This window comes from uncultured Sphingomonas sp., assembly GCF_913062585.1.
Classification (GTDB): Bacteria; Pseudomonadota; Alphaproteobacteria; order Sphingomonadales; family Sphingomonadaceae; genus Sphingomonas.
Map to the genome: position 1 here is coordinate 1 of NZ_CAJXWX010000044.1, position 7,540 is coordinate 7,540.

The window sequence follows — 7,540 nt, forward strand, 5'->3', positions numbered from 1 at the left end:
TTCGGCCGCCTCAAAGACTGGCGCCGCGTCGCCACCCGCTACGACCGCTGCCCCACCGCCTTCTTCTCGGCCATCGCTCTCGCCGCAACCGTCATCTTCTGGCTATGATCAACGAGTCCTGACCCTAACAGTACCTGCCAATGTGCACCTTTAGACAGACTGTTTCCATCCATTTACGTTTGACAATTCATGGATCGCCCTCAAGGGAAGACTTGCCTCTATGCCAGCGATGGTTGAACTGAGGGGCGGTCAGTCGCCCGCCTACGTCGGCAACGCCTTCTGCCGTCTCAAACTCTCTCGACGTGTCCCTGCCCACTAGACAAACTGGCCGCCAACTTCCTCTCAGGCGTCGCTATCGCAACCGTCTCGCCTTCTGGCTGTGATGGAGTCTCGGCCCTAAGTATTCAAAGAGTTCAAGTCGCAAGGGCGATGGGCACGCGGTAAATATCGTCGGCCTGACCGCCCAGTGCGCGGCACAGGTCGAGCCCGGCCTTGAGCAGTGGCAGAGCCAGTTCGGTCGCATGTTGCTCGCTCAGCCGCGCGTCGGGGCCCGCCAGGCTCAGCGCCCCGACCAGTCGGTCGCCGTGGCCGATGATCGGTACCGACATGGAGGCGACATGCGGCGTCGTGACGCCTACGGTGTAGAGCGGGATCGGCGGCAGGGCGGGGCGGTGTTCAGGCCATTGTTCGAAGAGTCCGAGCAATTGCGCGGAGGCCGAGGCGTCCATCGGCCGCTGCGTACCTGGTTGGACATCGAGGCGAAGACTGCTGGGCGAATTGACCCGGAACAGGCAGAGCCTGACCTCGCCATGGCGGACATAGAAGGTCGCAGTCTCTCCCGTCGACGCTGCCAGCTTGGCGAGCACCGGCATGATATGCCGTTCGAGGTCGTTGCCCTCCTGATAGATGGTGTTGAGACGGACCACCTCGCTGCCAAGCTGATACTGGCCGTCCGGCATCCGCACGAGCAGGCCGTAGCGCTCAAGTGAGACGGCGAGGCGCATGATCGTGCTTTTCACGAGCCCGGTGCGCTCGGACAACTCAACAAGACCGAGCGCGCCGTCGCCCTGCCGGAAAGCCGTCAGCAGCGTCAATCCACGCTCGAGCGCCGCCACGCCTTCGGAAGCGGGCCTGTCCTTCATTACCGTCGCCATCATATCCTGCCGTATCTCAGGCGTCGTATAGCGCCGGAAGGACGCCCGCGTCATCACAGGCCTTCGCAGCCGAGGCGCTTGAGTGTCTCATCCACCCAGGCGCGGGGATTCTCGCCGCGTCGAATCTTTTCCATTTGGGCCGTCTCCGCCGTATGCTTGGCTGATGCGGTCTTCAGAACCTGTTCGGCATCCGCGATCGGCACGCAGACCAGCCCGTCGTCATCGCCGAGCAACAGGTCGCCGGGGCGGATTACCATGCCTTCGATCGCGATCGGCACGTTCACCTCTCCCGGCCCGTCCTTATAGGGGCCACGATGGGTGACGCCCGCTGCGAAGACCGGAAAGGCATTGGCCCGGATCGTTGCGGCGTCGCGGATCGCGCCCCAGATGACGATTCCGGCGATGCCACGGCTTTCGGCATAGGCGGTCATCAGTTCGCCGATGAGCGCGTTGGTAAGGTCTCCGCTCGCATCGACGACGACGACGTCACCCGGCTCCGCAATATCGAGCGCCTTATGCAGCATCAGATTGTCGCCGGGCCGCGCTTTCACCGTGACGGCTGGCCCTGCCAGCACGCCGCCGGCATGCATCGGGCGCAGCGAGGCGCCGCCCGACGTCATGCGGCTCATCGCGTCGCTGACATTGGCGACCGGCAGGGCGGCGAAACGTGACACCAGTTCGGCGTCGATGCGTTGTTCGACGGGGAGGATGCGAAAACCTATCGCCATGGGAAAACTCCGAAAGCTCAGAAGGAGAAGCGGAAGCCGACACGGAACAGTCGGCCGAAGGTGTCGTAGAGCGCGGTGTTGGTGGCGACCGGGATCGAGCCATCGCCGGGGGCGAACGGCGGCGCTTGGTTCAGCACGTTGGACACGTTAAGGAACAGCTCGGCGCCCTTGCCGAAGTCGTCGAAACTATAGCCGATCTGGCTGTCCCAATAGGCCTGCGCCTTGATCGTCTGGAGATCGACGGCGGTGGGGCCCCGGGTGTTGTCGTAACGGCCCCCGCCGATGAAGCGGACCTGGTTGAAGAAACTGAAGCCGCCCTTGTTGAAATCGGCCTGTGCGTTGAACCGCCAATGCGGATTGGCGCTGATGCCGACTTCGCCCGCGCGGTCGATCGATGGCGAGCCCGGCGTCGTGGTCGCGAGTTTGCCGACATAGGATACCACGGTGCGCAACGACAGCGTGGCATCGGTCTCGAACATCGAGGCGAGCGGCACACGGTAGCTGGCCTCGATGTCGACACCGTTGGTCTGCAACTCCGACAGGTTGATCGGATAGGCCAACAGGCCCGTCAGATTGCCTGCCGCATCGCGCTGGATCAGCGACTGCGCAATCGTATTGCCGGCGAACGCCTGGTCGAGCGTCTGCTGCCCGGTCAACGTGCCGATCGCGTCCTTGATCTTGATGTCGTAATAATCGACCGAGACGCTCAGACCCGGTACGAAGGTCGGCGTGTACACCGCGCCTAGAGTCAGCGTGTCCGCCTTTTCGGGCTGCAGCGAAGTGTTGCCGCTGTTGGTAACGAAGATGCCGGACAGGCGGACATTGTTGCGGAACGGGTCAGTGACAGTGACGGTGTTGGTGCGCCCGCTGGTGAACAGCTCCGACAAGTTGGGTGCGCGGATGTCGCGCGACCGCGTGCCGCGTAGGCGCAGCGATTCGACGGGCGTCCAGCTCAGTCCGGCCTTCCAGGTCGTGACACCACCGCTGGTCGAATAGTCGGTGTACCGCACTGCGCCGTTGAATTCGAGATTGCGGAATAGGGTGACGTCACGAAGAAGCGGAATGACCGTTTCGACATAGCCCTCCTTGACGTCATACTGGCCCGACCAGGGCTGCGGATTGGCGAACAGGAACGCGCCCGCGCGTGAGAGGGCGTCGACCGTGAGTTCGGCCTGTTCCTTGCGATACTCGAAGCCGGTCGCGAACGAGATCGGTCCGGCCCAGCCTTCAAAGGCGGTGCCCGACAGGTTGATCGCGGCCACATCCTCTTTGAAGGTCGAGTTCGTACGGCTGGTGCCGCGAGTATAGGCGAGCGCGGCGGCGGAGGGCGAACCGACGCCGAACACGTTGAAGGGCGAACAGCCGTTATTGGGGTCGGTCAACGTCGACCGGCAGACGATTTGCCCTGTCGCCGGGTTGACCACCGCATCGACGGCGCGGGCAAAATTGGCCGTAATCTCGTTGTTGAGCACGTCGGTGCGCTGTTTCGTGCGGCCATGCTGGTAATAGCCGTTGATCTTCAGGCCGCCGATCTCGCCCTTGAATCCGCCGACATAGCGGTCGGTATCGGTCTTGATGTCCACGTCCGTGAACCCGCCCTCGACAGAGTAGCGCAGCATCGACGCGCTCGTGACCGACGGATTGGCGGCGAAGAGCGCACGCACTTGTGCCGGCAGAAAGGCGTTATCGCGCCTGATGGTGATCGGGTTCGTGACTTGGTGGCGGTTGACCGACGTCGAATAGCGGGTGCTGGTCGTTCCGTAGGACGCCTCCCCGAACACCGAGAAATTCTCCGTCAGGTCATATTCGGCACGCCCGAAAAACGCCGCGCGCTCCAGCGGGCGGTTGATCTCCTGAAACAGCTCAGAGTTGACGCCGTCACCTCCGATCTGCTGCGTCGAGGTGAGGTAGGAGCCGAAGCTGTAGGGCGAAACAGTGCCGCCCGGACCGAATTGCAGGCCGCGGAACAGCGCATTTTGGGCCGCGGTGCCGCCCGTGCCGCCGGTCAGCATCCCGCCATAGGTCCCGATGACCCGTACATCCTGCGCCGAGATCAGGGTGGGGCCACCGGCCGGGCCGTTGATCAGGTTCGATCCCCGGCGAGCCCAACTGCGCGCCCCTTCCAGAATGCCGTCATTCTTATAATATTCCGCGCTGCCGATCAGGTGCAGGCGATCGCTCAGCAGGCTGACCCCGCCGGTCAGGACCGCACGCGTCTCGGCATTGTCGCCTTCGGTTGAGATGCCCTTGTTGACCTCGCCCTTCAGCCCTTCAAACTTGGTGTCGAGGACGAAGTTGACGACGCCTGCGACCGCGTCGGAGCCATAGGCGGCCGACGCACCGCCGGTGACGATGTCGACGCGCTGGATCAGGCCGGAGGGCAGCAGGTTGACGTCGACGGTGCCGAACTGGCTGGCCGCCACGAAGCGACGCCCGTCGAGCAGCGTCAGCGTGCGAACCGCGCCGAGATTACGGAGGTTCAGAAAGGCTTGGCCACCGCCCTGGGTGCCGCTCGCCCGCTGCGGACCGCTGGTTGCGGTAAGGGCGGGAATGGTGCGCAGCGAGTCCGCGATGGTCGAAGGCGATGCCTTGACCAGCTGATCGGAACTCAGGACCGTGACCGGCGTCGGCGTGGTGAAGCCACTGCGACCGATCCGTGATCCGGTCACGATGATTTCCTTGTCACCCTGCGGAGTGGCGGTGTCGTCCGGTGCGACCTCAGCGGTCTGTCCTTCTTGAGTCTGGACGGCCTCTGGCACGGTCTGCGGAGCAGCCTGAGCGCCGGTTGCATCCGACGCGGCCGGGACGGCGTCCCGCGCTGGGCCCGCCTGAGCATGGGCCGATGTCGCGATCAGCAGCGTCGATGCGGCGCTCGCAAGCAGAAGAGCGCGAATGGGCACGGGCGGACAAGCATGGAAGCGCATGAAAACCTCTCCTGAAGGCGTCCGTTTTTCGGATCGTGACGTCATTCCTATACAAAATGACATTTTTGGCAACATCATTTCGAAACGACGTTGCAAAAATATGCAGCGTGTTTAATCTGGTTCGTAACGAGCAAAGAGACTCGTGGGACGAGGAGCCTTGATGACCCAGAATCTTTCGATCCTTGTGGTTGGCGGGGCCGTGGCTCCGGCCGCGCATGACGTGGCGCGCGAGCGCGGGATCACGCTGTCAGTTTGCAAGCCCTATCCCGATGCGGATGAACTGGCCGGGGCCGCCAACGAAGCCGGGGCCCACGCGCTCATCCTGCGACTGGGGCGGATTCCCCGTGACGCCATCACGCGCATGCAGACCGTTCGGATCATCGCCAAGCATGGCGTTGGGATCGACGGCATCGATGTCGACGCCGCATCTGAACGCGGAATCCCGGTCGTGGTGGCCGGGGGCGCCAACGCACAGTCGGTCGCGGAACAGGGGCTCGCGTTGCTGCTGGGTGTCGCACGCTCGACGGCATGGCTCGACCGGCGTATCCGCGACGGCCATTGGGACAAGTCGACCTATGCGGGTACCGAAGTGGCGGGCAAGGCGGTTGGTCTCATTGGTCTGGGGGCGATCGGGCGTGCCTTTCTGACGTTGCTGCGTCCGTTCGGCGTGACCGCAAGGGTTTATGACCCCTTTCTGCCCGCCCATCTGGTGCCCGAAGACGTGGAACAGGTCGAGGATGTCGACACCCTGTTCAGGTCGAGCGATATTCTCAGCCTGCATTGCCCCCTCACCGACGAGAACCGGGGGCTGATCGACGCTGCGGCGATCGCGCGGATGCGACCGGGGGCGATCCTGCTGAATACGGCGCGGGGGGAGTTGATCGACGAGGCCGCGCTGGTCGCTGCGCTCCGCGAGGGGCGGCTCGGCGGAGCGGGCCTCGATACCTTCGCCAACGAACCGATCGCGGCGGATCACCCGCTCCTCGCCCTCGACAATGTCGTGGTCAGCCCGCATGTCGGCGCGAACACCCGTGAGGCGCGCGCCCGGGTCGGTGTCCGCTGCATTGAACAGATCGCCGACTATCTGGAACGCGGCGCGCTTGACCCGCGCAATCACATCAACAAGGCGGTCCCTGCCACCGTCTGACCCTTTGGCTGACTGAAACGGTGCCGACGCGAAAACGCGCGGTTTTCCTGGAGAGTGAAATGGACGCCGAGACGACGCTCGAAATGCGCACCATGCGCAAGGTGACCTGGCGCCTGCTGCCGTTCCTGATGCTGTGCTACCTTCTTGCCTTTATCGACCGGGCGAATGTCGGCATGGCTTCGCTGCAGATGAATGCCGAACTGGGCCTGTCGGCCCGCGTCTTCGGCTTTGGCGCCAGCCTGTTCTTCGTCGCCTATTTCCTGATGGAGGTGCCCAGCAACCTCATGCTTCAGAAGGTCGGTGCCCGCTATTGGATAGCCCGCATTATGGTGACCTGGGGGTTGGTGTCGACGGGCATGGCGTTCGTGTGGAATGCTGAATCCTTTTATGTCATGCGCTTTCTGCTCGGTGCGGCGGAGGCGGGTTTCTTTCCCGGTGTCATCCTCTACCTGACCTATTGGATGCCGCCCCGGTATCGCGGCCGCATGCTCGCGCTCTTCGCGATCGCCATTCCGGTCTCGAGCTTCGTCGGCTCGCCGCTGTCGGGTCTGCTGCTTGAGATGAATGGTCTGGCCGGGCTGCGCGGATGGCAATGGCTGTTTATCTGCGAGGGTATCCCCACCGTGATCCTCGGGCTGGCATGCCTCAAGGTGCTGACCGACCGACCATCGGATGCCAAATGGCTCGAGGCCGACGAGCGTGCGTGGCTTGCGCGGGAGCTCGCCCCGGCGTCCGGATCGAAGCCACTCATCGATGGGTCTGCCTGGCGGTTGGTGCGGACACCAGCATTTTGGGCAATGGTGATCGCGTGCTCTGGGGCATCGGCGGCCGGCAGCGTCCTCGGCGTTTGGCAGCCGCAACTCTTGAAGTCTTTCGGGCTGACCGATCTTCAGACGGGGTTGGTCAATTCGGTCCCTTATGGAATCGCGGCCGTCGCCATGGTCTTGTGGGGCCGTCATTCGGATGCGACGGGAGAACGGCGCTGGCATACCGCGCTGCCCCTGCTTCTCATCGCTGTCGGAGCCGTTGGAACCTTCGCTCTGACCGGGCTGATGCCGACCGTACTGCTGCTGACCTTCGTGCTTGGCGGAGCCTATTGTTTCAAGGGCCCGTTCTGGAGCATGGCGTCAAGCTGGCTGTCGGCCAGTACCGCGGCAGCTGGCATCGCTGCGATCAATGCCACGTCCAACCTCATCGGTGGCGGACTTATGGTCAATGTCTATGGGCTAATCCACGACGCGACAGACAGTTACGTCCTGGCCCTTCTTCCTCTAGCCGCTCTTACCGTTGCGAGCGCCGCCGCCGTGGTTCACGTCGGCCAAGCAGCGAAGGGGCGGGGTACTGTAGGCGTATCAGAAACATAAACTTTGGGCGATGTTTCCGCGTCACCAAGTATACCTCATGAACCGATGTCCAAAATCAGTAGGTCAGAAGATGGCGGGCAATATCCGGGCATGGTTTCTGCCCTCGGCGGGTACCGACCAGCTTAGGGTCAGGACTCGTTGATCACAGCCAGAAGATGACGGTGGCGGCGAGGGCGATGGCCGAGAAGAAGGCGGTGGGGCAGCGGTCGTAGCGGGTGGCGAC

Annotated in this window: 5 protein-coding genes and 2 pseudogenes; 3 read left to right on the forward strand and 4 right to left on the reverse strand. The window is 63.4% G+C overall.

Annotation, left to right across the window (positions count from 1 at the left end):
• Positions 1-108, forward strand: a pseudogene (locus QZ546_RS17490) (IS5/IS1182 family transposase); the annotation flags it as partial.
• A 305-nt stretch (positions 109-413) separates the two neighbouring features.
• Here QZ546_RS17490 and QZ546_RS17495 read toward each other — a convergent pair.
• From QZ546_RS17495 to QZ546_RS17505, 3 genes are read right to left on the reverse strand one after another with little or no spacing between them, the layout of a single operon-like run.
• Entirely contained in the window at positions 414-1,208 is a 795-nt protein-coding gene (locus QZ546_RS17495; RefSeq protein WP_294240499.1) for a helix-turn-helix domain-containing protein, read from the reverse strand.
• A complete protein-coding gene (locus tag QZ546_RS17500) occupies positions 1,208-1,882 on the reverse strand; it encodes an RraA family protein (RefSeq protein WP_294240502.1) in 675 nt (224 codons plus the stop codon). The genes QZ546_RS17495 and QZ546_RS17500 overlap by 1 nt, the downstream gene beginning before the upstream one ends.
• Positions 1,883-1,899: 17 nt before the next feature.
• Entirely contained in the window at positions 1,900-4,551 is a 2,652-nt protein-coding gene (locus QZ546_RS17505; protein WP_294240504.1) for a TonB-dependent receptor, read from the reverse strand.
• Between the two features lie 415 nt (positions 4,552-4,966).
• Between QZ546_RS17505 and QZ546_RS17510 the strand changes: the two genes are divergently transcribed.
• Positions 4,967-5,953: a hydroxyacid dehydrogenase gene (locus QZ546_RS17510; RefSeq protein WP_294240507.1), complete on the forward strand. Its 987-nt coding sequence runs from the start codon at positions 4,967-4,969 to the stop codon at positions 5,951-5,953.
• Between the two features lie 59 nt (positions 5,954-6,012).
• Positions 6,013-7,317 carry an MFS transporter gene (locus tag QZ546_RS17515; protein WP_294240510.1) on the forward strand — a complete coding sequence of 435 codons (1,305 nt, stop codon included), beginning with the start codon at positions 6,013-6,015 and terminating at the stop codon, positions 7,315-7,317.
• A 142-nt stretch (positions 7,318-7,459) separates the two neighbouring features.
• Here the strand turns inward: QZ546_RS17515 and QZ546_RS17520 are convergent.
• Positions 7,460-7,540: pseudogene (locus QZ546_RS17520) on the reverse strand (IS5/IS1182 family transposase); the annotation flags it as partial.

Coding starts and splice junctions, on each gene's coding strand:
- QZ546_RS17495 (WP_294240499.1), bottom strand. CDS start 1,208: ATGACGCGGGCGTCCTTCCGGCGCTATACGACGCCTGAGATACGGCAG.
- QZ546_RS17500 (WP_294240502.1), bottom strand. CDS start 1,882: ATGGCGATAGGTTTTCGCATCCTCCCCGTCGAACAACGCATCGACGCC.
- QZ546_RS17510 (WP_294240507.1), top strand. CDS start 4,967: ATGACCCAGAATCTTTCGATCCTTGTGGTTGGCGGGGCCGTGGCTCCG.
- QZ546_RS17515 (WP_294240510.1), top strand. CDS start 6,013: ATGGACGCCGAGACGACGCTCGAAATGCGCACCATGCGCAAGGTGACC.